Here is a 20,650-nt window from a genome sequence, read left to right as displayed (position 1 = left end):
TGCCGCCATAGAAACTGTCACAGGTACAGATGAACGACCAATAGTACATTCTGATCGGGGTGCACACTATCGCTGGCCGGGTTGGCTATCGCGGATCAGTGATGCGAAGCTGGTGCGCTCAATGTCCGGCAAGGCATGTTCCCCAGATAACGCTGCATGCGAAGGTTTCTTCGGAAGGCTGAAAACGGAGCTCTTTTACCCGCGTGATTGGAAGACCACCACACTTGAGCAGTTTATTAAGGAAGTCGATGGCTACATTCGATGGTACAACGAAAAACGGATCAAAATATCACTTGGCGCACGAAGCCCAATCGAATATCGAAACAGTCTTGGCATTGTGACGTAGAACCAGTCCAAGTTTTTATCCGCACCCCCAAGTGGTCAATTCACGGCGCAACTCAACAACACTTTTTACCGTTGCGCATTAATGGTGATTTAGCTGCGGCAGGATCATTCAATCAGACGTATAACCCTGCGGCGACTTCCGGCTTACCCCGGTTATCGCACGTCGCTCGCGCCGCCATTGCCCTGGCGCTACGCCGGTTGCGGCCTTGAACGCACGACTAAGCGCGATGTCGGTTCCGTAACCTGTCAGTTTCGCTGCCGTGGCAATCGAGTGACCGGAAGCGAGTATGAGCTTTGCGCGATAGATGCGCCATGTCGCGATATAGGCCAGCGGCGGCACTCCGACGACAGATTTGAACAGCACTGCGAATGTGGAGCGCGACATACCAGCGTGACGAGCCAGTTCGTCGAGCGTCCAGGAGTGAGCGAGGTCGGCATGGATGCGATGCAATGTTTTTGCCAACTGGCGATGGGTCAAACCCGCCAACCATCCCTCAGGCATGTTCCCCTCAGAACTAGCCCAAGTTCGGATCGCCTGGATGAACAACACATCAAGCAGGCGACCTACGACATAGGAACTACCGAGTGAGTCCTGTGCCTCCTCAGCACCGATCTGTTCGAGAATGGACACCATTCGACCGGCAGTTAACTCTGGCATAGCAACGTGAACGACACCAGGCAGCAGCGCTGATAATGGTTCGCCTGCTGCATGATCAAATGTGAACAAGGTCGAGAAGAACTCGCACGCATCTCCGTCTCCGCCGAAGCTGACCATATGGCCTGTCACATGATCGGCAATCTGCCAGCAAGGCACAGCTGTGCGGTCCGGATCGTCTCCCAGGATACCCACGATCCCCTGCTTGATGATGAGACAGTCGCCTTGCTGAACTACTACTGGTGGATGGCCAACCTGAGTGAACCAGCCCCTGCCACTGGCGATGACTATCAAACGGGCCTGACCGCCACTGTCGAACGACATAGCCCACGGCGCGTGGGCACGCATGCGCACGAACAGTGAGCTTTGTAGCTGCATGTCACTAAGGACGGAATCGAAGGGGTGCATCAGCAGTCTCGGACGATGAGTTATGAAACGCATACTCTATGCAATGGATCATCCCGTCAAGCTCCACCATATCCCTCAGGAAATTGGAGTTTACACATGAAGATCTATCGTTTGCAGAAAATTGGCTCGGTGGATGGGCTGGAGTTGCGCGAGGAGCCAACGCCGCGGCCCGGTCCAGGAGAAATCCTTGTCAAAATAAAGGCGACATCACTCAACTTCCGCGACCTCTCTATCGTCAATGGCTGGTCGCCTTTTCCAATCGAAGCGGGGCGGGTGCAGGTATCGGACGCTGCAGGTCTGGTCGAGGCGGTCGGCTCTGGCGTCACTCGCTTTACTGTCGGCGACCGGGTGGTGAACAACTTCATGCCGGGTTGGCATGCTGGGCCGTTCCGTGAGTTTGTGCAGCAGTACGGCTCTCAAATTGATGGCTGGATGTCAGAATATCGGGTTGTCAACGAAAATGAACTGGTATCCCTCCCAGATTCAATCAGCTTCGAAGATGCCTCAACCTTACCTTGCGCCGCTGTAACGGGCTGGAATGCCGTCGCAGGCATTGGACCACAGCACGGCGTATTGACACAGGGAACTGGAGGTGTGTCGCTGTTCGCGCTGCAGTTCGCGAAGGCGCGCGGTGCAAAAGTGATCGCAACAACTTCATCCAACGAGAAGGCCGAGCGTCTGCATGCGCTTGGTGCCGACCATGTCATCAACTATGTCGAAAATCCCAACTGGGGCGAGCAGGCGAAAGAGCTCTCCGGTGGTCGCGGCGTCGACCGCGTCATCGAAGTTGGCGGTCCAGGTACATTCGCCCAATCACTAAAAGCCGTAGCGCTTAGCGGCCAGATATCGATGGTCGGCGTCCTCTCACAGGGCCACATGCCCGGTTATCTCGAAATGTTCCTGACATTCGCGCGGTTCGAGACAATCGCGACTGGCCATCGCCGTGACTTGGAAGACGTGATTGCCGCTGTTGTGCAGAATGGCATCCGGCCGGTGATTGATAGTCGCTTTACGCTCGCCGAAGGTAAGGCGGCGTTCGAGCATTTCGCGAAACGTAACGTCTTCGGAAAGGTCGTCATTACCAACGATGAGTGAGAATACGACTGTTCTCACTCATCGTCTCGGTAGTTCTTTAACGCGTAGGTGTGACGCGCTCATCACGCCAATATATCAAAGGAGCATATGCTATGGGAAAACTTAAGAACAAGGTTGCTGTTATAACTGGTGGCGGCAGTGGTATCGGTCTGGCGTCGGCCAAACTTTTCGCCCAGGAAGGCGCAACCGTCGTTATCACGGGGCGCAACAAGGAGGCGCTCGTTAATGCAGCTTCCGAAATTGGAAACGGAGCGGTGGCGATCGTTGCAGATGTCGCCGACTTGAATGCTCTGAACGGGCTTTACACCGAAATTGGCCAGCGGTTCGGACGGATCGATGTTCTGTTTGCAAATGCCGGCGTCAACAATCTTGTCCCTTTCCCAGCCGTGACTGTTGAAGATTTTGACAATCAGTTCGGCATCAATGTCCGCGGCCTGTTCTTCACCGTTCAGAAAGCGCTGCCTTTGCTGAGCGAGGGTGCATCAGTGATCCTCAACGCGTCGATCGCGCATTTCACAGGCAGCCCTGCGCATTCCGTATACGCAGCGACCAAAGCGGCGACACGTTCATTTGCGCGTACCTTCACCACCGACCTCAAGGATCGCAAGATTCGCGTTAACACGATCAGCCCCGGCCTCGTAGAGACCCCGATTTTCGGAAAGCTGGGAGTTCCAGCGGAAGCGATCACCCAGGCGCTGCCTTCAATGCTCGCCCAGATGCCCATGGGCCGGGTCGGCCGGCCGGAAGAGGCAGCGTCCGTAGCTCTGTTCCTCGCAAGCGATGACAGTTCGTTCGTCACCGGCGTCGATATTCCCGTCGATGGTGGTCTGGCGCAGGTCTAAAGCGAGTTCTCCTGAAGTAAGAAACCACAGCGCCGGCGAATTGATCGGCGTTGTGGTTAAATCCATGACCGGTGAGGGATCACATTGAACTGCGCGTCTGGATGTCGCCGACCGGTCCCTTTTCGACAACGCCGATCTCTTTCGATAAAGAGGTCAGCCCTTCCTCGACCTCCGGGTCGAGCGTAAAGCCTGTTGAGGACGAGGTGTCCTGTGCTAGTGCTAGTGCCAGATTTGCTGCCAAAGCAACAATAAATGCGGCAGCGACAGCAGCAAGTGACTTGTTCGTCATGCCCTGTTTCTTCCTGAAATTTACTATTGGGTTTGTGCCAGGAACGACGTATGCCGTTCCCTAGTAATCTCTCCCTGAGCCACTCGGCGACTGAAGGAAGTGGGCAAGATTATCGACGCGACGACGTTACTATGGCATCTAGCGATCAATCAGCCGGGTTCCTTGCTCACCGTATCGGGCTCCTTGAACGGGAACGGTGGCAAGCAAGAATGAAATCTGCTCAAGGTCTTCCGCGTTAAGGCTAACGGCCCTTGCCCCGACGTTCTCCCTCAGGCGGTGCAGTTTTGTTGTCCCTGGGATTGGTACGATCCACGGCTTCTTGGCTAAAAGCCAAGCAAGTGCGACCTGAGCGGACGTGACGCCCTTGCGCTCTGCGATTACTCCTAGCGCTTTGGCAATCTCGAAGTTCGCTTCGCGTGCTTCAGTCTGGAAGCGCGGAAGAGTATTTCGAATATCACCCTCGCCAAAGGTTGTCGCTGTATCGACTTTTCCAGTCAGGAAGCCCTTGCCCAGCGGACTGAACGGGACGAAGCCGATGCCCAGTTCCTCAAGGACCGGGATGATCGCGGCTTCAGGGTCCCGGGTAAACATCGAGTACTCGCTCTGCAGGGCAGCAACGGGATGCACCGCGTTGGCGCGTCGGATCGTTGCAGGACCCGCTTCCGAAAGCCCAAAATCTTTCACTTTGCCTTCAGCGATCAGGTCCCGGACCGCTCCGGCAACCTCTTCGATTGGGACATTCTTGTCAACGCGATGCTGGTAGAACAGGTCGATCCGGTCGGTCCTCAAGCGTTTCAGTGACTGCTCTGCGACGAAGCGAATGCGTTCCGGACGACTGTCAAGCGCGCCTGTACGCGGATCACCATTCTTCCAGCCGAATTTGGTCGCGATGACCACCTGATTGCGGACGGAAGCCAGTGCCTCGCCTAGCCATACCTCATTATTTTCACCATAGGCTTCGGCGGTATCGAAGAAGGTCACCCCCAGATCAAACGCACAACGGATCACTTTGACCGCTTCATCTTTTGACAGTGAGGGGCCGTAACCAAACGAAAGGCCCATGCAGCCAAAGCCGATCTCAGAAACTTCGAGACCGTTTCTGCCGAGTGTTCGCTTTTTCATTTGTTGTCTCCTTGGATTTGAATAGTGGTTTTTCCGCCTCTTGATCAGCAGCCGCCGATACACGGCGACCGCTGCTCCAGGTGTTTGTCAGTAGGTATCCCCGACCATTTGTTCGCTTTTTGCCCAAAGTGCCTTCGCGCGATCTGTGTCCTGTGCGTAGGACCTTACGCCATTGCGGAAGCCATCTGTGTCGTCCGTCTCTGCCACATGGCAGTCTTCGCAATAACGTCCGCCGATGTCGTTCGAAGGTGCCACGATAGCAGCCCAGACCGAGGTCGCCGCACCTTGCTGGACAGACTTGTACTGGAAGGGCGGCAGGCCTGCAGCAGCATTCGCCTTGTTAATCGAATCTACCAGTGCCTGCTCGTCCTCAGCGGGATAGTGGCGCTGTAGTTCAGTCTGGATGCCACCTGGATGCACAGCAACTGCTCGAATGTTGCGGTTGCGGTGACGCCGGTCAAATTCTACGGCAAACAATGCGTTGGCCGTCTTGGAACGCCCGTAGGCCACCCACTTCTCATACTCCGTGTGCTCAAAATTCGGATCTTCGATATTAACGTCGGAAATCCGGTGGGCACCGGATGAGAGGATGACCAGCCGCCCGCCGTCCCGAATGAGAGATGCGAGGCGATTGACCAGCACGAAATGGCCGAGATGGTTGGTGCCGAACTGGGTTTCGAAGCCATCGGCAGTGACACCTTGCGGTGTCGCCATCACGCCAGCATTGGCGATAATGATGTCGAACTGACGACCGTCGGCTAATAGCCGATCGGTGCAGGTGCGAATGCTGGCTAGGTTGGCAAGGTCGAGTTGACCGACCTCAAATGTCGTGCCGTTTTGACGAGCAGCAGCGTGCACGTCCTTCGTTGCGCGTTCCGCCTTTGCGAGATCTCTGGCCAGGCCCACGACCTCAGCGCCATGTGCCGCCAGCGCCCGGGCCGTTTCGACGCCAAGTCCAGATGAGACGCCCGTGATCAGAACGCTGCGTCCCTTTAAGTCAATACCGGAAAGGACTTCATCGGTTGTCGATGCCCATCCAAACGAATGTGTCATTTTATTCTCCTGTTGTAGTTGGTTCTGGCGGCCTTCGGTCGCCAAGAAAATGACAAAGCCAGGCTAGTAGATACCCTTCTGATCCCAGAAAGCGCAGTGGTGTGCTTGAGCAAACCGGCCGGTAACCATGCGTGCTTTCGGAAGCTCAAAGCTCATCACGCTGTCTTGCTGCGGGTCAAAGCGCGGCCACTCTGCCTCTCGCGAAGCCATGCCTGCGAGATTGGAAAAATAACCCACCATCTCGTCTGACAGCTTTTCCTGAAGGGAATTGAGCTTCACATGAGCATCACCACCACCCTTGAAGCCCGGGAAGACGTAAGCAAGCTCATAGGTGTGCGCTGCCAGAAGGGGAAACGATGTCGGCTCGACATAGGATGGCGCTGTGCGGTCAGCGAACTCGTAGGTATAGACGGGCATCTTGTCGGCAAGAGCGCGGTTCATGGCAAGGCCGGTGCAGGCGAACATGCTGTCGGTGCTTGCCGCTGCGAACGCTTCACTCGCGCTGTCGTACTGATGCAAAGGATACTCCTTGAGCACGTCTGGAGCCATCTGCGGACCATATTGTCGCTCGATCCACACAGGGTAGTCTTCTTCAGATAGTGCTTTCCCGGTTGCCAGTTCGGGCAGAGCTACGAAGAAGCGTCCTTCATCTCGCGTGCTTCCCGCAACAAGCGTGACGCGGTTGATATCCCCTGAGCGATAGGCGTCTGCCGGATGCACTGGCAGTGTCGTTCCGTCGATAATAAATTCATTGAGCATGTAGGGCGATTGCGCGTCGAGGATGTCTTTGGTCGACAGCGCGCGCAGGCAGTTCGCATCACCTGTTTCGCATCCGGCGGCCTTGGCAAAACCCTGACCGTTTTCTCTTGCCACATCAAGCGGGCGTGGCGCACCGAACGCCGGATGGCGCGTCATGATGCCCGCACCGCTCATCGCAACCACATGCTGGAACAACTCTTTCGAGCCAGGCGAAGCGATGTGCGCCATGACGCTGTTGCCGCCTGACGATTCTCCGGAGATTGTCACATTGGAAGGATCACCGCCGAATTTTTCAATGTTCTGCTGAACCCAGCGTAATGCCGCCTGCTGGTCCATCAGGCCGTAGTTGCCAAAGTCGTGACCTTCAGCATCGAGCGTCGGATGCGACAGGAAGCCGAAGACACCAAGGCGGTAGTTCAGCGTGACGACGATCGCCTTGCCGTCCTTCGCTAGCTTGCTCGGATCGTAATCGCCACCCTGACCAACCTGCAGCGCGCCTCCGTGAATCCAGACAAATACAGGCTTTTTCTGGTCTGTATTTGTATCCGAAGTGCGGTAGACATTCAGATAAAGGCAGTCTTCGCTTCCACCTGCCTTGGCAAAAACACCAAGATCCGCATTCTGGGCGCAACTGCTGCGCAATGCGTTAGCCTTCAAGGACTTTGCCCAATGAGCCGCTGATTGTGGCGGCATCCAGCGCAACGGACCGACGGGTGGTGCCGCGTAGGGAATGCCTTGCCAGGATTCGATTCCGTCATTGAGGACTCCGGTGAGACCTCCAGAAGCAATCTCGACCGTAGGCGCTTCCTGAGACCAGGCGGCCGGTGATGTTGCCATGCCTGCGGCCAACGCTATGGCAGCGAGAGCATGGCGTGCACGTATGAATGTCTTCATGATTGTTTTCCTCTGATAATTTATCTGGTGCGGCTAATGCGAGCGGTGATCATGGCAAGCACCGCGGAAACCAGCAGCAGCAATGCGCTCGATGCGAAAGTGGTCTGATACCCATAAGCATCGAATACGGCCCCGCCGATTAGAGCGCCGAGTGTAATGGCGAGCTGGATCGTCGCCACCATCAGTCCACCTCCCGCTTCTGCGTCCTCAGGAAGGACTCGCGAAAGCCAAGTCCCCCAGGCTACGGGAGCAGGCGTGCTGATAAGCCCCCATGCTCCCAGAATTATGGCAGTTGCAGCCAGCCATTCACCCACGAAGATCAAAGTCAAAGCCATGGCCGACATCAGCAAGGGGATGACACCCAGCACGAGATGGAGCCTATCGTTCAAGAGCTGTCCGATCATGAGTGTTCCGACGAGTCCCGCCACACCAAAGGCGAGCAGAACCATTGACAGCGTGTTCACATCGACGCCTGTCGCAGTCTCAAGGAACGGGCGCAGGTAGGTGAATAATGAGAACTGGCCCATGAACAGGAACATTATCGCCGCCATCCCAAAAAGCACCTTTGGCTCAACCAGCAAGCGGAAGACGTTCCAGGTTGCCGAGCGACGCAGGTTCGGCATTGAAGGGAGGCTTACCGTCTGCCAGACGAGCGCAATAGCGGCGAGAGGTGCCATGCACAGGAACGCGCCGCGCCAGCCGACAGCATCACCGAGAAAACTTCCCAGCGGAGCCGCGACAGTCGTGGCAAGCGCACTGCCTGCACCAAGGATTGCGATTGCTTTAGGTACGGAGGAGGTCGGCACCAGACGCATTGCAGTTGCCGTGGACATTGACCAGCAGCCCCCAATGGCGATGCCAAGGAGTGCGCGACCAACTAGCAAAGTTGTGTAATTAGGGGCAAATCCAACGATAAGAGCCGATGCAATCATCAACGCCGTCAGCGACAAAAGAACGAACTTTCGGTCGAACCGAGCTGTGGCGGAGGAGATCGTCAAGCTAGTTATAACAGCGAGCGCACCTGAAGCAGCTATTGCTTGTCCGATCTGCCCTTCACTGACCGCAAATTCGTTTGCGATAGGAGTAAGAAGGCTTACAGGCATGAATTCAGAAGCTACGAGAATAAATGAGCATAGTGAGGTAGCGAACACAGCAGACCAGGCACTGCTAGGGGCCTCCGTCCGTGCCGCTCTTTGAAGAACGTCTAATGACAATTAAATTTACCTTGAATTCTGAGGATCGATCAACAGTCGCCGATGGGTCTGGAGAAAGGCTACGAAAGCAGCGTTTGATCGATGACATTCGATAATTCATCACTATATAACAAAACCGCGGATTATCGTTTAGAGGGGGTAAATCGATTGATCTTAGAAATTTGATTCATTAATCGATGTTTCTGGTCTATATTCGGCGTTTGCGAGAAGGATAGCTATGATGAGCCGCCAAAACATTAGCGACCTGCTCGCCTTCTTGGCCGTTGCACGCGAGAAAAGCTTCACCAAGGCTGCCGCGAAGTTCGGTATTTCCCAATCAGCGCTCAGCCACACCGTGCGGCAGTTAGAAGCAAGACTTGGGGTCCGTCTTTTAACCCGGACGACAAGGGCCGTTTCCCCGACCGAAGCTGGTGAAAAGCTCATTGCCGGTATCGGTCCGTATTTCGATGAGATCGAGGCGCAGGTTGAGGCACTAGGGGCCTTGCGTGATAAGCCAGCTGGAAATATCCGGATAACAGCATCCGATTATGCGATCAGCCATCACTTGTGGCCGAAGTTGCTTAATTTTTGGATGAATTTCCCTGAGATAAATGTTGAACTTCTCCTTGATAACGGCTTATCGGACATTGTCACAGAGCGATACGATGCCGGCGTAAGAATGGGCGAGCAACTGGCCAAGGACATGATCTCAGTCAGGATCGGTCCAGACTTCAGGTTCGCTGCCGTCGCATCACCGGCCTACTTTGCCCAGCATCCGGCCCCGAGCAAGCCACAAGAGCTCATTCAGCACAAATGTATCAATTACCGATTCTCCACATCGGGTGGATTGTGGGCTTGGGAGTTCGAGGAAGATGGGCGGGAAATTAAAATTAAAGTTGAAGGACAACTCACTTTTAGCAACATCTTCCACGTTCTGGACGCCGGACTTGCTGGATTGGGCGTTGCCTATGTTCCGGAGGATCTAGCTCTTCCCCACATAGAAAATGGCAATCTCATACGCGTTCTTGATGCTTATTGTCCCGCGTGGGACGGCTTTCATCTTTATTATCCAAGCCGCAGACATTCATCTCCTGCATTCAAGGTACTCGTGGATGCGCTTCGCCACAGGAGCTAGTTACTAGCAACTGTCAATCCTTGTCATAATAATGGACGAGTTTCCTTAGCTAACGCAAACTGTGTGTTTTTGGAAGGATGTCTCCATTTCGCAATTCTTTGAGTTTGGGAGGCACCTGCTGCTTTTAATAGAAACCTTAATGAGACAAGAACGACATTGAAGGGGAAGCACTAGGCTTCCCGGTAATCCCCTCTATACTTATTGTTCAAGATATTGCTCATCTGTGACGAGTTCCATCCACTCAGCATTCTTGCCATTGAGCACGTAGGTAATAGCATAGTGGCTCATGCCATTTTCTGAGGTCGCTCCATGCCAATGCTTAACCCCCGCAGGAATCCAGACTGTTTGTCCCTGCGTAATTTCCTGACGCTGCTGCCCCTCCTGCTGGACCCAGCCCTTTCCAGCTGTCACGATCAACATTTGACCCAACGGATGACTGTGCCACGCAGTACGTGCTCCGGGAGCAAAAGTAACTAATCCTGATGCAGATGGTGTCTCAATAGAGGCTGGCAGAAGCAGGTCGACGACGACGTTGCCCGAAAAATTCTTCGGATCAGCGACAATAGAGGGAGAAGCCCCAGCAGGGTTTACCTGTATCTCGCCTGCCCGAGCAGGCAAGTCTCCAAATGCGATTGTTGAAAGCGCCGCTGCGGCAATAGTTTTCTTCATCATTTTTGTCCTTCGAAAATTTCAGCTGGGTGGCGTAATTTACTGGCGCTTACTGAGGACTTCGGTCACTACAGGGCCAGCAGAGAATGCATTAGGCCAACCTGCGTAAAATGCGACTTGCGTAACAATCTCGCCCGCCTGTTCAGGCGTTAAACCGTTATCAAGACCTCGATTGAGGTGGCCAGCAAGTTGTGCAACCTGACCGTTTGCCATGATCGAACTAATCGTGACGAGACTTCGATCTCGAAGAGCGAGATCCGGGCGCAGCCAAACATCATGAAACAACGGGTCAGTGGTAAACTCGGCCAATCCAGGGTTGGCCGTACCCAAAAGCTGGGCAACAGCATTTTGCCGGATAGCATCGCTTTCTTCGTTCAATGGCGCAAGATCTGGGGATGCATCTGGGAGTTGATCCGCTCCGATATTGCGCTGTGCAAACACTTCTTTTGCTGCCGCGACTCCTGTGAGTGCATTAGGAAGGCCTGAATAAAACGCGAGATGAGTTATAGCTTCCGAAAGTTCTTTCGGTGTGACCCCGTTATCAAGTGCAATATTTATATAATGCGCCAGATCAAGCGGCTGTCCACGCGCAATCAAGACAGAAACCGTAACGATGCTACGATCCCTGGAAGAAAGCTGGGGCCGTGCCCAAAGAGCCTCTACAACGTCTTCCTGCGTGTAGCGAGCGAGTGCCGGAGATACCATCTGTATGTCCGCGTTTGATAAAGACGAGGCAGATGCGGGCGTTGATTGCTTGCTTGTTTTTTGCTCGGCGAAAGCCATTGTGCCTACTGCGGTGAACAACATTGTTGCTGCAAATATTTTTATCAAGTCGACCGTCTCCTTCTGGTCGGCTCGGGCATTGCCCGGAGCGCGGCGTTACTCTTCCGAACGTGTCGGAAAAGGTGAAAGTTAAAGTGTCAGGTCGACCTGATTATAAAGATAGCAATCCTGTAAGTAAGTTATTACCCCCACAAGATTGCAAGAACCTAGAAATTTGATTCATGAATGAGAGCATCAACGGTGGTAGGGAGTTGGTGCCTAATTGTTAGGTTTCGGCAATTTTATAGAATTGGTTTGTAATATGGACGCTTATTCTGAATTTGGTTGATGCCCATGCCTTTCAAACACAAGTGCGTTCGCCGTCACAGGATACACAAGCAAAAGTTCAACGTCACAAACTGAGCAGAATATGAAGCAGGCTTGCGCCAGTTTGGCAGCATCATGTTCTGGATCAGTGAAGCAGTGATAGCTTAATGGGCTGCCCCACAGTGCAAGACGCGCAGTGGCCAACGCCGTTATTCTGAACTGGCGGTTGAATTCAGCCTGGATTTAGCCGAGTTTTGTGTTTGATTCTTAACGAACCTAGCACATGCTTCCTGTTGAATCCCTTTTCTACTTCCATATTCGTGTGAACCAGAAATGGAAATCGGGCTCAAATACAGGCGAAACTCAACAATGAGGCCACAAAAGATTTCATGAAAATGCCATTCGCTCCGTCAGGCAACATGGCCAGTTGGAGGTAGAAAGCGAAAAGTTAGATCATTTTAGTACGGGTCAGTGCGGACGAAAATTTCGAGTATCGGGGATGATAGTTCACTTATTCTACCAAAGACCGAATGGGATTCTTCGCGCTTTGCATTAAGATAAGCAAGTGTACAGGATATTCCTTGGCTATGTTAGACAAATCGGATACCGAAATAGTCATTGCGTGACACCATAAAAATAGTCCGAGTTTTTATCCGTACTTCCCGTGGGTTAATTTCATGTGCAGTTTGCAGCGTAAAAGTGTCGACATAAAAAACTCACCTTCCGACGAAAAGCCGCGATTTGGCACGTGCTACGTTAACAACTCGAGGAACTAACCCATGGCGAATGAGACGAGGGCGAACTGGGCTTCTTATCTTGATGCGGAGCAATCCCGTTTCGTTGAAGAGCTCGTCGAATTCGTTAAGATACCATCTGTATCAGTGAAGGCTGAGAATGCTTCAGATGTGTATCGCGCTGCTGAATGGGTTTTAGCACGCCTAAAGGCTGCGGGGGTTGAACACGCCGCGGTCATGCCGACACCGGGTCATCCAGTTGTTTATGGCGAATGGCTTAACGCCAGCGCGAACAAGCCGACTATTTTGATTTATGGCCATTTTGATGTTCAGCCAGCGGAGCCTTTAGAGCTATGGGAAAGCCCGGCGTTCGCGCCGGAAATACGTCACGGAAAGTTGTGGGGTCGGGGAGCATCAGATGACAAGGGAGGCATGCTCGCTTCTATCATTGCTGTAGAAGCACTTTTTAAGACCCGTGGTGCTTTGCCAGTCAACGTGAAGTTTCTCTACGAAGGTGAAGAAGAGGCTGGTTCAGCGTCACTTAATACCTTCATCGCCGCAAACATCGAGCTGTTGAAGGCTGACATGGTATTTTCGGCGGATGGCTTGCAGTGGGCACCTGACCAGCCACAGCTGATGCAGGCGATGAAGGCTACTATAAGTTGCGAAATCAAAGTTACTGGTCCACGATCAGACCAGCATTCCGGCTTACACGGCGGCGGAATTGCCAATCCGGCCGTTGCACTTGCCCATATTTTGGCGTCAATGAAATCGATCGATGGTAGCGTTACGATCGAGGGGTTCTTTGATGATGTAGTCCCATTAAGTCAGGCGATGCGAGATCAGATCGCTCTGCTCCCTTTTGACGATAAAGAATACTTATCCCAAACCGGTGCGCCTTCTTGTCATGGTGAGTCTGGCTATACCGTAATGGAGCGCATCGGTGGACGTCCCATGCTCGACATTAACGGCCTGACGTCCGGCTGGCAGGGTGAGGGTTCCAAGACAATCCTGCCCGCCTCAGCAAGCGCGAAAATCACCTGTCGGCTCGTGAACGCCCAGTCACCCACGAAGGTGCTGAATGCGATACGGCAGCATGTGGAAAGCCGATGTCCGCCAGGCGTAGCAATAGAATTCTTATCTGAAGAAGCAGATGGATATCCCTTCAGTATCCCTCACAACCATCCTGCAACTGAGCTCGCTGGCGAGGTTCTGGAGGAAGTTTATGGAAGAACGCCACTCCGAATATGGGCCGGTGGATCAATCCCAGCGTTTTCCCCGTTTCTGGATTTCTTGGGATTACATGCTGTAATGCTTGGCTTTTCCAGTCCGGATGAAAACTTACATGCCCCCAATGAGTTTTTCCGGCTAGATGTATTTCGCCGCGGGCAGGAAGTATATGTTCGGCTGCTCGAGAAAGCCGGTAATACTTTTCAGAGACGATAAAATGCTGCTTAAGCAAGCATTGTTATAGTGTGACACTATGCTCAAAAAAATCTACGATATCAGAAACTTACTCGCAGCGAGTGTTGACGTCGAACGTATTTAACCTCAACCGAATGAGCAGTCGTTGAGATGCTGTAGAGACAGTAATCTCAGCGTCTTGCCCAGCATTGATGCCGGATTTATTTTCAACAGTGATTTTCTCCCGCACTCCAATATCGCTCCAGAACGTCAGAGCTGCATGTTCAGCGACCTGCTCAAGGGCATCAAGTTCTGGATTCCCTCTGTAAGAGGAAGGTATGGATTACCTTTGCGAAGACAAGATCAAGACGAGAAATTCGGCATGTCTTTTGCTTCAAGACGACCATACCTTGCTCGATGAGGAAAAACAAGAAGTGACGCAGCAAAGCGACAGCCCCCAATATGTGTTGACTGGAGAACCCGAAAGGCCTGCGCATCCGCATGATCGCGTAGTGTCTTGCACGTCGCAAAGCCATAACGTGCGCAGCAAGGGTCCTGCTTTCCATCTGTGCAGCGCAGAATTGTAATGCGCTCATCGCGCTCGCCCGAAAGATCTCCTCCCGTTGCCAGTATGTTTAATTGTTCGGACAGAACGTCAGTCGGTACGCATCCGCTGAAGGCTGCCTTGCTGATATAATTCAATGAGCTGATTTTGTGTCCTGTATTTTGAATCGAAATACCAGGAGCGTCACGTGAATTCTCACAGTGTTGAGTTTCGCCTGATTTTGAGCCAGGTTTCCATTTCGGGTTAACCCATACGAAGGCGGAAATAGCCAAGGAATTCAAAAGGATTCGTGTGCTGGCTCTGATCAGCATCAAACACAAAACTGGGTCAAATTCAGGCTGAATTTAACACGACGCCATCTATCACTTTTTCAACGTCAAAATGAGTGGACTTGTCCCGAAGTTAAGCATGAGCCAACGTTACAAAATTGCAACCGTATCATGAGCGCCACTATTGAGCGGGGTTTTGTTATAGGCCGACGGCCTTCCGCAGAGCATCATTCATATTGGCGCGCCAATTCTTTCCATTGGCTTTGAACCTGGCAACTACATCAGGATCGAGACGAAGAGTTACGGCTTCTTTTGGTTTATCGATGCGAGGGCGACCACGCGTAGTTCTGCCTTTTTCGAGTTCTGCAAAAAAGGCAGTCGGCAAAATTTCTTTAGCTGGTTTGAGGCTTTTGATTTCCTCCTCGGTCAGAGAAGGGCTGTCAACAGCATCCCAATCCTGCTTGGTGTAACCGTGTTCAGCGGCATGTTCAGGTCGAAATTTGATCGCCATTAGATTAAGCTCCTTTCTTTCTGGTTCGCAGGGCGAAAGCTGATGATCGAAATCGCCTCAGTGCCAAGTTCCGCATAGATTACAACCGCGGTACCGTCTTCGAAATAGCCAACTGCCTTCATTCGGTTAGTGTGGCTCCCGGTAATAAGGGCTGTCTCCCATCCGAAAAATACAACGTCAGCGAAATCCATTCCGTGTTTGGCGAGATTTGCTTCGCGCTTGGGTTCGTCCCATACGATCTTCATGTAAATTTATGTACACGAAAAATCGATGTTCCACAAGAATAAAAGTGTACATTAAAAGCCGGGTTCACTCGGTAATATCCCTATGTGGGGAGCGCTCGGCCCCTTTTTTTGCGGTTTACGGCGAATGCGATTTCTTGACTCCAACTCAAAATCAGAAACAGGCCAACCAATTCGCACGGTTTAATCGGGCGAACCCAGCCGTATCGTTGGTAAAGCCCAATCAGGACTGCAGCAATTCAGTGTAGATGAGCTCGATACGCGCAGCCTCCTCTTCAGCCAGGCCGGCAAACTCCCTTTCGCGAGCACGCTTCAACAGCTTACCGCCATTCTGGCTTAGAAAGCGGAACAGGAGATCGAGCAGCCTGTCCGGCATGTCAATCATGCGCGAGACCTCATTTTTGAAACGATCATAGATTTTCAGGAAGGCGGTCTCTGCTGGCAGGTCAGTATCAATGGTACGCGCCACGCATTCGAACAGGAATTCCGCATGGGGCGTTGCGTCGAAATATCGATAAAAATCGACCGTCTCGTTCAGCACCTCGACATTGCCTCGCTCGGTCGGTCGCCAGCGGACAAAAGGCAACAGGCGACGGGAATAGGTCTCCAACACGTGCCGGCACTCATCAATGCGGTCGAGAATGACTGCCGAGACAGGAAACACCAACCCAGGCGGATTGAAACCGCGTTCCGCCAAAACATGATGGATGACGTAACGATGCAGACGTCCATTTCCGTCCTCAAACGGATGGATATAGACGAAGCCGAAAGCAAGGGTGGCTCCGGCTAATACCGGGTCCAGTTGCCGTGCTGCACCGCGGTCGAATGCGGTCAATCCTTCGATCAGGTTCGGCAGATCGTCATGCCGGGCGCTGACATGATCTGGAATGGGCGCGCCGCTCAGGCGATCATGCTCTCCGACAAAGCCGCTATCAGCGCGCAGGCCAAGGTGCACGAAACGCGCATCGCCAATAACGATGCGCTGCAATCGTTCCAGTTCGGCACGGTCGATTGGATGGCGACCGGCCTCCGCGATAACCTGTCCCCAGCGTTGAATGCGGTCCCGGGGAGGGTCTTCGCCTTCAATCTGGAAACTCGACCGTGAATCCTTAAGGAGCAGGAAGGCCGCAGTACGGGCAAGCAAATACGCCGGCACCTCAGCGATCAGGCGCCGAGCCTCCTCGCCGAGATCTCGGGCGATAAAAGCATCCAGCTTGGGTGTGCGGAAGATCATCGGGCAGAAGGCGGGTGTGCCCGGCAGATTATTCTTCACCCGATGGCGAGAGGGTGTCGTCCCATCGATTGCCCATTGCAGATCGGGATCGACGACCAGGGCGTATGTGCCTTGGGTTGCATCATCGAGATCGAGCCTGGTGTCGAGCAGCCATTCATAAAGAAACCAGAGACGCCGCGCATACGCACCGGTCGGCGCTGCATGCACGATCTCGTCAGTGGCCTTGGCCCAGTAGCCTGAAACAGGGCTTTAAGGACGGCTAGGTCCAGACCTTCGTAACGTAAAGCGAAGGTCAGATGGCCTGTGAGACTAGCGTCTGGTTGGTGGCGTGGCGTATAAAGCTTCCAGTCGTCAGCTTGATAGACTTTGTGGCGCGCACCGATGGCGGCGAGGTTGATCGGCACGGGAACAGCGAGCTTGAAAGCGTCGATTAGGGACGCGTATCCGACCGGGATTGCTCGTTACGGCAAGCGACGGTCGTGAAAAAAGTTTACTTGGCCTGAAAATGGCTTCTTTTGCCCAAGAAGCATGATTTTTGATACTTTCCCTTGAAATTCTTTTTCACTCGCATTGTGTCATGAAAACCAATCCTATTCAATGAATTTCGAATCTGAATGAGGTCACTCCGTGAAAATCAATAACAGACGCCACAAGGGGAGATCAGGCTCCGTTCTGCGAATGATCGGGAAATGAGTTCGGGGAGGACTCTGTAGTCGAAGCACCTCCCCGGGTTCTGGCGCAAATTTTTCATTTCTGCTGCGCTATTGTCGTTTCAGTGGGAATAATTGAGTGAGGTGACTGGCTATGGCGATTGATTTCAAAGGTTTTCATTTCCCAAAAGTGTCATCCTTTATGCGGTGTTCTTCTATGTTCGTTACGCGCCGCAGATTGCAGATCAGGCTCAGAAGCGTAAACATCCTACCCTTCACTCGTAGCGTGTTGATGGTTCCACCAGAGATTGTCCCGTTGCGCGCTGCGCGCGCTAGTGTTTTCAACCCATTTTCCATTCGTGTACGACGATCTTCCAACCATTCCCGAGGACGCAGGGGAATGGCAAGTCGGGTAGTGTTAGCAACATGGAAACGCTGCCCCAGGTGCATCATGCCTTCCATTATGGCATGTCGAAGCAAAATTTTTTGCAATTCTGCTTTTAACGCATTTGGCAACGTGGTTCGTCGGCTTTGGGTTGGAGCCGGGAATCTTGACTGGCAATCAATCCTCGACCTGTTCTCGATTATTGCGCGCAAATCACAAGCGTGAGTGGTTGAGAAAATGAAGTAAAATTGTGCTGCCTTGACGAACCGCAATGGTTCATAAATAATCTGAATGAACCAAGGAGAACCTAATCATGACTGCTGCGTTTACGGTCCGTGTGCAGGACGACGTCGCCAGAAAACTCGATAAAATCGCCGCGCTGTCTGATAGATCACGTGCTTATCTTGCCGCACAAGCTATCGAAGACTATGTGGTCCGGGAAGAATGGCAATTAGCGGAGATTCAAGCAGGAATCGCAGAAGCGGATCGCCATGAATTCGCTACTTCGGAAGAGCTGGGCAGCGTCATAGCGAAGTATGTTGGGGCTGGTCGTCGCGCATGACTGCTCCTACTTTACGCTGGACGCGCCGCGCCATTCGTCGGCTCGACCAGATAGGTGCCTATATAGCAAAAGACAATCCCGACGCTGCTGCTCAAATTGTGACGCGCATTGTCTCGGCAGTGGATAATTTAGCAAGTTATCCCTCGATGGGGCGGCCGGGTCGTATAAAAGGCACCCGCGAATATGCATTCGCAGATATTCCTTATGTTATCGCATACAGATTACAGTCCAGGGTAGTAGAAATTATTACTGTTATTCATGGCGCTCAGAAATGGCCATTGGAGCTGGACTAATACATAAAAAAACAGGAGTGCACTGAAGCGTTCTGCAGCTCGCTATTGAGACTGCGAAAGGTGCTAGCCCGAACTAATTCTAGGTGCATATCCGGTCGCGGGCGATTCTTGACTGGCACTCTGGAGATTGAGCCACGTCTTCCTGCTAAGATGTGGATCTGACTTCCGTAGATTGCCTATTTTGCATTGGTGCAACATATCTAAGAGCAATCTCCACTGGGTGATCGATCGACAAATGCTACGTCCTCGCTCTCGGGCAGTGTTGCCCGAGAAAAACTTGGCTAGCGTGGAATTTTAGATATTGAATGCGATATTCAGTTTCTAAACGAGCGCTTTTGCCATGATCTCAACTAAAATATCCTCGTCGGCCAGTCGCGCTTCAACGGTTGCCCGTGCAGGGAGTGCTGAAGGATCAATCCAGGATTTCCACGCTTCGTTCATATCATCAAAGTGATCGATATTTTTGAGCCAAATATTTACACTCACAAGCTTCGATTTGTTAGTCCCTGCTTTAGCAAGATAGCCGTCAATCTGATTTAGAATATCAAGTGTTTGGGTCTTAACGTCGCCATTACGATCTTTGGGGGTAAGCCCAGAAAGAAAAGCAAAGCCATTGGCGACGAGTACCTTGCTCAGGACGTCGGTTTCATCAAAACGAGTAATCATAGTAACACCTGCTGTGAGTGGTTGTTGCAGTTTTTCATGTGAATTGCTGGAAAGACCTATCATCGGGTGCCAACCTTCAATCCGAGAACGCGGGGCAATGCGGCAAGCGCTCGTGCATGTAGCGTAGGAGACTCGTTTACATCTTCAGCATCTTCCTTCGATATGATGCCCCAACGAATGGCTCGCCCACCGAGAAACCGAAATGGCTCTGCAGGGAACGTCGGCCGATCTCGAGTACAAAACGGTAAAGTGGCCCAATAATCTTTCTGTTTGAGCACTAGAGAAGCCAGACATTGCCCTCCAATATAAGTGGGGTTAACTCCATGGCCGGAATATCCGCACGCATAATGAACCCGGGTATCAGGAATTGTGCCAAAATAGGGAAGACGGTCAGACGCTACATCGATCGGCCCGCCCCAGATACTTTCCATTGGAACAGTTATGAACTCTGGCAGCAGTCTGCGTTTTCCCTGCACCACTCTAAGCGCTGTTGCTTTATCTTTGTAGAGCGAAGGAGACGTTGTGTTAGCTCCAAACGCTATCGGCCCAGAGCCAGATCCCATCAGAATGCGATTATCAGGAGTTTTCCGAAAATAGTGCACGAACATTCGTGCATCCGTTAGGCTCTGATCTCCAGCCCATCCGGATTGACTTATCGCTTCGGGCGCGGAGGCTGTCATGCCTGCGTAACTCGAAAAGAGGGTCACATATGGTGAAACTTCTTTGAGGCGCGTGAGTTCAGTATTGGTCGCCAATACCACCTCTTTTGCAACCACCTTGCCAGAGGGTGTCATAATGCAATTTGGAGACGAACGTTTCAGCTCGAGCATTGGTGTGTTTTCAAAAACTCGTATACCGAGGCTGAGTGCATGTTCTCTGAGCTCGCGAACCAAACGGCCGGGATGAATAGTCGCCCCCTCAGGATAGTATATGCCCCGGCCAAACGCAGTGTTCTTGCAAATTGCTTGAACTTCATTTTCGTTTAACAATCTTGCGGAATCGGGGTAGCCGAGACGTTCAGCCGCTAATGCTGCGTCCTCAACAGTATTAAGTTGAGCCGCTGACGCTGCGACCATGACCGATCCCGCTTCGCGCCACCAGAGATCGCTTAATGCATTGCGGGAATATTCACGCAATGCATTCTGCGCTCGAGTTCCAGCTTGAGCAATTTCAATTGCCACATCTGCACCCAACCGTGCTGCAACTGATGGCAATGCCCCCCAGTAACCGCCGACCAGACCACCATTCTTTCCACTGGCGCCAGCACCGCAAATTTTTGCCTCAATTAAGGTAATTTTTAGCGCGGGCTGCCGTTGTTTAACAGCAAGCGCAGTCCAAAGACCCGTGAAACCACCTCCGACTATCGCTACGTCGACATCTATCTCGCTCTTTAACGGCGCGCATGTAGGCGTATCAGAACTTCGATGAGCCAGGGCTTCCGACAGCCACCACGATTGATCATCAATCTGCGGATTTCTTATTCCGTCTGTTATGTTCATTTTAATCGGGCCCAAGATATCGCTGTGACGCGTTTTTCAGGAATAATATGAGTTCGTGGCAGACCGTTAGAATTTCGACAATTCTCGT

The 20,650-nt window shown here is 52.5% G+C and carries 23 protein-coding genes and 2 pseudogenes; 11 read left to right on the top strand and 14 right to left on the bottom strand.

Going from position 1 to position 20,650, the window contains the following annotated elements; genetic code table 11:
• A partial coding sequence (locus tag ACOZHT_RS20885; protein WP_421566503.1) for a transposase occupies nucleotides 1-346 on the top strand: 346 nt, incomplete at its 5' end.
• A gap of 108 nt (nucleotides 347-454) precedes the next feature.
• Here ACOZHT_RS20885 and ACOZHT_RS20880 read toward each other — a convergent pair.
• Nucleotides 455-1,408 carry a cupin domain-containing protein gene (locus ACOZHT_RS20880; RefSeq protein ID WP_421566502.1) on the bottom strand — a complete coding sequence of 318 codons (954 nt, stop codon included), beginning with the start codon at nucleotides 1,406-1,408 and terminating at the stop codon, nucleotides 455-457.
• A 96-nt stretch (nucleotides 1,409-1,504) separates the two neighbouring features.
• Between ACOZHT_RS20880 and ACOZHT_RS20875 the strand changes: the two genes are divergently transcribed.
• Nucleotides 1,505-2,503 (top strand): zinc-dependent alcohol dehydrogenase family protein, encoded by a 999-nt coding sequence (locus ACOZHT_RS20875; protein WP_421566501.1) that lies wholly within the window; start codon nucleotides 1,505-1,507, stop codon nucleotides 2,501-2,503.
• Nucleotides 2,504-2,595: 92 nt separating this feature from the next.
• On the top strand, nucleotides 2,596-3,345 hold the full coding sequence (locus tag ACOZHT_RS20870; protein WP_421566500.1) for an SDR family oxidoreductase: 750 nt from the start codon (nucleotides 2,596-2,598) through the stop codon (nucleotides 3,343-3,345).
• 79 nt (nucleotides 3,346-3,424) lie between these two features.
• Here the strand turns inward: ACOZHT_RS20870 and ACOZHT_RS20865 are convergent, their stop codons facing one another.
• The 5 genes from ACOZHT_RS20865 to ACOZHT_RS20845 form a co-directional block, all read right to left on the bottom strand.
• Nucleotides 3,425-3,634, bottom strand: coding sequence for a hypothetical protein (locus ACOZHT_RS20865; protein ID WP_421566499.1), 210 nt, complete (start codon nucleotides 3,632-3,634; stop codon nucleotides 3,425-3,427).
• A gap of 138 nt (nucleotides 3,635-3,772) precedes the next feature.
• Complete coding sequence (locus ACOZHT_RS20860; RefSeq protein ID WP_421566498.1) at nucleotides 3,773-4,756, bottom strand: aldo/keto reductase; 984 nt, start codon at nucleotides 4,754-4,756, stop codon at nucleotides 3,773-3,775.
• An 87-nt stretch (nucleotides 4,757-4,843) separates the two neighbouring features.
• Nucleotides 4,844-5,809: an SDR family NAD(P)-dependent oxidoreductase gene (locus tag ACOZHT_RS20855; protein WP_421566497.1), complete on the bottom strand. Its 966-nt coding sequence runs from the start codon at nucleotides 5,807-5,809 to the stop codon at nucleotides 4,844-4,846.
• A gap of 63 nt (nucleotides 5,810-5,872) precedes the next feature.
• Nucleotides 5,873-7,462, bottom strand: coding sequence for a carboxylesterase/lipase family protein (locus ACOZHT_RS20850; RefSeq protein WP_421566496.1), 1,590 nt, complete (start codon nucleotides 7,460-7,462; stop codon nucleotides 5,873-5,875).
• Between the two features lie 20 nt (nucleotides 7,463-7,482).
• Complete coding sequence (locus tag ACOZHT_RS20845) at nucleotides 7,483-8,676, bottom strand: MFS transporter (protein ID WP_421566495.1); 1,194 nt, start codon at nucleotides 8,674-8,676, stop codon at nucleotides 7,483-7,485.
• 220 nt (nucleotides 8,677-8,896) lie between these two features.
• Here ACOZHT_RS20845 and ACOZHT_RS20840 point away from each other — a divergent pair, with 220 nt between their 5' ends.
• Entirely contained in the window at nucleotides 8,897-9,790 is an 894-nt protein-coding gene (locus ACOZHT_RS20840) for a LysR family transcriptional regulator (RefSeq protein ID WP_421566494.1), read from the top strand.
• 198 nt (nucleotides 9,791-9,988) lie between these two features.
• Here the strand turns inward: ACOZHT_RS20840 and ACOZHT_RS20835 are convergent, their stop codons facing one another.
• Both ACOZHT_RS20835 and ACOZHT_RS20830 read right to left on the bottom strand, forming a co-directional pair.
• A complete protein-coding gene (locus ACOZHT_RS20835) occupies nucleotides 9,989-10,459 on the bottom strand; it encodes a (R)-mandelonitrile lyase (protein WP_421566509.1) in 471 nt (156 codons plus the stop codon).
• A gap of 39 nt (nucleotides 10,460-10,498) precedes the next feature.
• Nucleotides 10,499-11,242: a carboxymuconolactone decarboxylase family protein gene (locus ACOZHT_RS20830; RefSeq protein WP_421566508.1), complete on the bottom strand. Its 744-nt coding sequence runs from the start codon at nucleotides 11,240-11,242 to the stop codon at nucleotides 10,499-10,501.
• Between ACOZHT_RS20830 and ACOZHT_RS20825 the strand changes: the two genes are divergently transcribed.
• The 3 genes and pseudogenes from ACOZHT_RS20825 to ACOZHT_RS20815 all read left to right on the top strand — a co-directional run bounded on the left by ACOZHT_RS20825 (nucleotide 11,169) and on the right by ACOZHT_RS20815 (nucleotide 13,728).
• Nucleotides 11,169-11,375: a hypothetical protein gene (locus ACOZHT_RS20825; protein ID WP_421566511.1), complete on the top strand. Its 207-nt coding sequence runs from the start codon at nucleotides 11,169-11,171 to the stop codon at nucleotides 11,373-11,375. The two genes, ACOZHT_RS20830 and ACOZHT_RS20825, sit on opposite strands and share 74 nt — an antisense overlap.
• Before the next feature lie 200 nt (nucleotides 11,376-11,575).
• A pseudogene (locus tag ACOZHT_RS20820) lies at nucleotides 11,576-11,788 on the top strand (IS5/IS1182 family transposase); the annotation flags it as partial.
• A gap of 539 nt (nucleotides 11,789-12,327) precedes the next feature.
• Complete coding sequence (locus ACOZHT_RS20815; protein ID WP_421566493.1) at nucleotides 12,328-13,728, top strand: dipeptidase; 1,401 nt, start codon at nucleotides 12,328-12,330, stop codon at nucleotides 13,726-13,728.
• A gap of 321 nt (nucleotides 13,729-14,049) precedes the next feature.
• On the opposite strand, the gene ACOZHT_RS20810 is transcribed toward ACOZHT_RS20815, so the two are convergent.
• The 4 genes from ACOZHT_RS20810 to ACOZHT_RS20795 form a co-directional block, all read right to left on the bottom strand.
• Entirely contained in the window at nucleotides 14,050-14,388 is a 339-nt protein-coding gene (locus ACOZHT_RS20810; protein ID WP_421566492.1) for a sucrase ferredoxin, read from the bottom strand.
• 331 nt (nucleotides 14,389-14,719) lie between these two features.
• Complete coding sequence (locus tag ACOZHT_RS20805) at nucleotides 14,720-15,031, bottom strand: BrnA antitoxin family protein (protein ID WP_421566491.1); 312 nt, start codon at nucleotides 15,029-15,031, stop codon at nucleotides 14,720-14,722.
• Nucleotides 15,031-15,276, bottom strand: coding sequence for a BrnT family toxin (locus ACOZHT_RS20800; protein ID WP_421566490.1), 246 nt, complete (start codon nucleotides 15,274-15,276; stop codon nucleotides 15,031-15,033). The genes ACOZHT_RS20805 and ACOZHT_RS20800 overlap by 1 nt, the downstream gene beginning before the upstream one ends.
• A gap of 220 nt (nucleotides 15,277-15,496) precedes the next feature.
• Nucleotides 15,497-16,714, bottom strand: a complete 1,218-nt coding sequence (locus tag ACOZHT_RS20795; protein ID WP_421566489.1) for a Fic family protein — start codon at nucleotides 16,712-16,714, stop codon at nucleotides 15,497-15,499.
• Between the two features lie 89 nt (nucleotides 16,715-16,803).
• Between ACOZHT_RS20795 and ACOZHT_RS20790 the strand changes: the two genes are divergently transcribed.
• From ACOZHT_RS20790 to ACOZHT_RS20775, 4 genes and pseudogenes are all read left to right on the top strand, one after another.
• Nucleotides 16,804-16,941 carry a hypothetical protein gene (locus ACOZHT_RS20790; protein WP_421566488.1) on the top strand — a complete coding sequence of 46 codons (138 nt, stop codon included), beginning with the start codon at nucleotides 16,804-16,806 and terminating at the stop codon, nucleotides 16,939-16,941.
• A gap of 370 nt (nucleotides 16,942-17,311) precedes the next feature.
• Nucleotides 17,312-17,439: pseudogene (locus ACOZHT_RS20785) on the top strand (IS6 family transposase); the annotation flags it as partial.
• A 416-nt stretch (nucleotides 17,440-17,855) separates the two neighbouring features.
• Complete coding sequence (locus ACOZHT_RS20780; RefSeq protein ID WP_421566487.1) at nucleotides 17,856-18,104, top strand: CopG family ribbon-helix-helix protein; 249 nt, start codon at nucleotides 17,856-17,858, stop codon at nucleotides 18,102-18,104.
• The gene (locus ACOZHT_RS20775) at nucleotides 18,101-18,397 is read left to right on the top strand and encodes a type II toxin-antitoxin system RelE/ParE family toxin (protein WP_421566486.1); all 297 of its coding nucleotides are present in this window, start codon (nucleotides 18,101-18,103) and stop codon (nucleotides 18,395-18,397) included. The genes ACOZHT_RS20780 and ACOZHT_RS20775 overlap by 4 nt, the downstream gene beginning before the upstream one ends.
• 321 nt (nucleotides 18,398-18,718) lie before the next feature.
• Here ACOZHT_RS20775 and ACOZHT_RS20770 read toward each other — a convergent pair whose 3' ends face one another.
• Nucleotides 18,719-19,126, bottom strand: a complete 408-nt coding sequence (locus ACOZHT_RS20770) for a RidA family protein (protein WP_421566485.1) — start codon at nucleotides 19,124-19,126, stop codon at nucleotides 18,719-18,721.
• On the bottom strand, nucleotides 19,123-20,562 hold the full coding sequence (locus ACOZHT_RS20765; RefSeq protein WP_421566484.1) for an NAD(P)/FAD-dependent oxidoreductase: 1,440 nt from the start codon (nucleotides 20,560-20,562) through the stop codon (nucleotides 19,123-19,125). Before ACOZHT_RS20765 ends, ACOZHT_RS20770 begins: the two co-directional genes overlap by 4 nt.
• Between the last annotated feature and the right edge of the window lie 88 nt (nucleotides 20,563-20,650).

It is taken from the genome of Ochrobactrum sp. EDr1-4 (assembly GCF_049199085.1).
Lineage (GTDB): Bacteria > Pseudomonadota > Alphaproteobacteria > Rhizobiales > Rhizobiaceae > Brucella.
Note: the sequence above shows the minus strand (reverse complement) of the source record. Positions and strands in the feature narration are given on the sequence as shown.

Bases quoted from the DNA above. Each gene is read 5' to 3' on its own strand.
- ACOZHT_RS20880 (WP_421566502.1), bottom strand. From the start codon at position 1,408: ATGCACCCCTTCGATTCCGTCCTTAGTGACATGCAGCTACAAAGCTCA.
- ACOZHT_RS20875 (WP_421566501.1), top strand. From the start codon at position 1,505: ATGAAGATCTATCGTTTGCAGAAAATTGGCTCGGTGGATGGGCTGGAG.
- ACOZHT_RS20870 (WP_421566500.1), top strand. From the start codon at position 2,596: ATGGGAAAACTTAAGAACAAGGTTGCTGTTATAACTGGTGGCGGCAGT.
- ACOZHT_RS20865 (WP_421566499.1), bottom strand. From the start codon at position 3,634: ATGACGAACAAGTCACTTGCTGCTGTCGCTGCCGCATTTATTGTTGCT.
- ACOZHT_RS20860 (WP_421566498.1), bottom strand. From the start codon at position 4,756: ATGAAAAAGCGAACACTCGGCAGAAACGGTCTCGAAGTTTCTGAGATC.
- ACOZHT_RS20855 (WP_421566497.1), bottom strand. From the start codon at position 5,809: ATGACACATTCGTTTGGATGGGCATCGACAACCGATGAAGTCCTTTCC.
- ACOZHT_RS20850 (WP_421566496.1), bottom strand. From the start codon at position 7,462: ATGAAGACATTCATACGTGCACGCCATGCTCTCGCTGCCATAGCGTTG.
- ACOZHT_RS20840 (WP_421566494.1), top strand. From the start codon at position 8,897: ATGAGCCGCCAAAACATTAGCGACCTGCTCGCCTTCTTGGCCGTTGCA.
- ACOZHT_RS20835 (WP_421566509.1), bottom strand. From the start codon at position 10,459: ATGAAGAAAACTATTGCCGCAGCGGCGCTTTCAACAATCGCATTTGGA.
- ACOZHT_RS20825 (WP_421566511.1), top strand. From the start codon at position 11,169: ATGTCCGCGTTTGATAAAGACGAGGCAGATGCGGGCGTTGATTGCTTG.
- ACOZHT_RS20830 (WP_421566508.1), bottom strand. From the start codon at position 11,242: ATGGCTTTCGCCGAGCAAAAAACAAGCAAGCAATCAACGCCCGCATCT.
- ACOZHT_RS20815 (WP_421566493.1), top strand. From the start codon at position 12,328: ATGGCGAATGAGACGAGGGCGAACTGGGCTTCTTATCTTGATGCGGAG.
- ACOZHT_RS20805 (WP_421566491.1), bottom strand. From the start codon at position 15,031: ATGGCGATCAAATTTCGACCTGAACATGCCGCTGAACACGGTTACACC.
- ACOZHT_RS20800 (WP_421566490.1), bottom strand. From the start codon at position 15,276: ATGAAGATCGTATGGGACGAACCCAAGCGCGAAGCAAATCTCGCCAAA.
- ACOZHT_RS20790 (WP_421566488.1), top strand. From the start codon at position 16,804: ATGGCCTGTGAGACTAGCGTCTGGTTGGTGGCGTGGCGTATAAAGCTT.
- ACOZHT_RS20780 (WP_421566487.1), top strand. From the start codon at position 17,856: ATGACTGCTGCGTTTACGGTCCGTGTGCAGGACGACGTCGCCAGAAAA.
- ACOZHT_RS20775 (WP_421566486.1), top strand. From the start codon at position 18,101: ATGACTGCTCCTACTTTACGCTGGACGCGCCGCGCCATTCGTCGGCTC.
- ACOZHT_RS20770 (WP_421566485.1), bottom strand. From the start codon at position 19,126: ATGATAGGTCTTTCCAGCAATTCACATGAAAAACTGCAACAACCACTC.
- ACOZHT_RS20765 (WP_421566484.1), bottom strand. From the start codon at position 20,562: ATGAACATAACAGACGGAATAAGAAATCCGCAGATTGATGATCAATCG.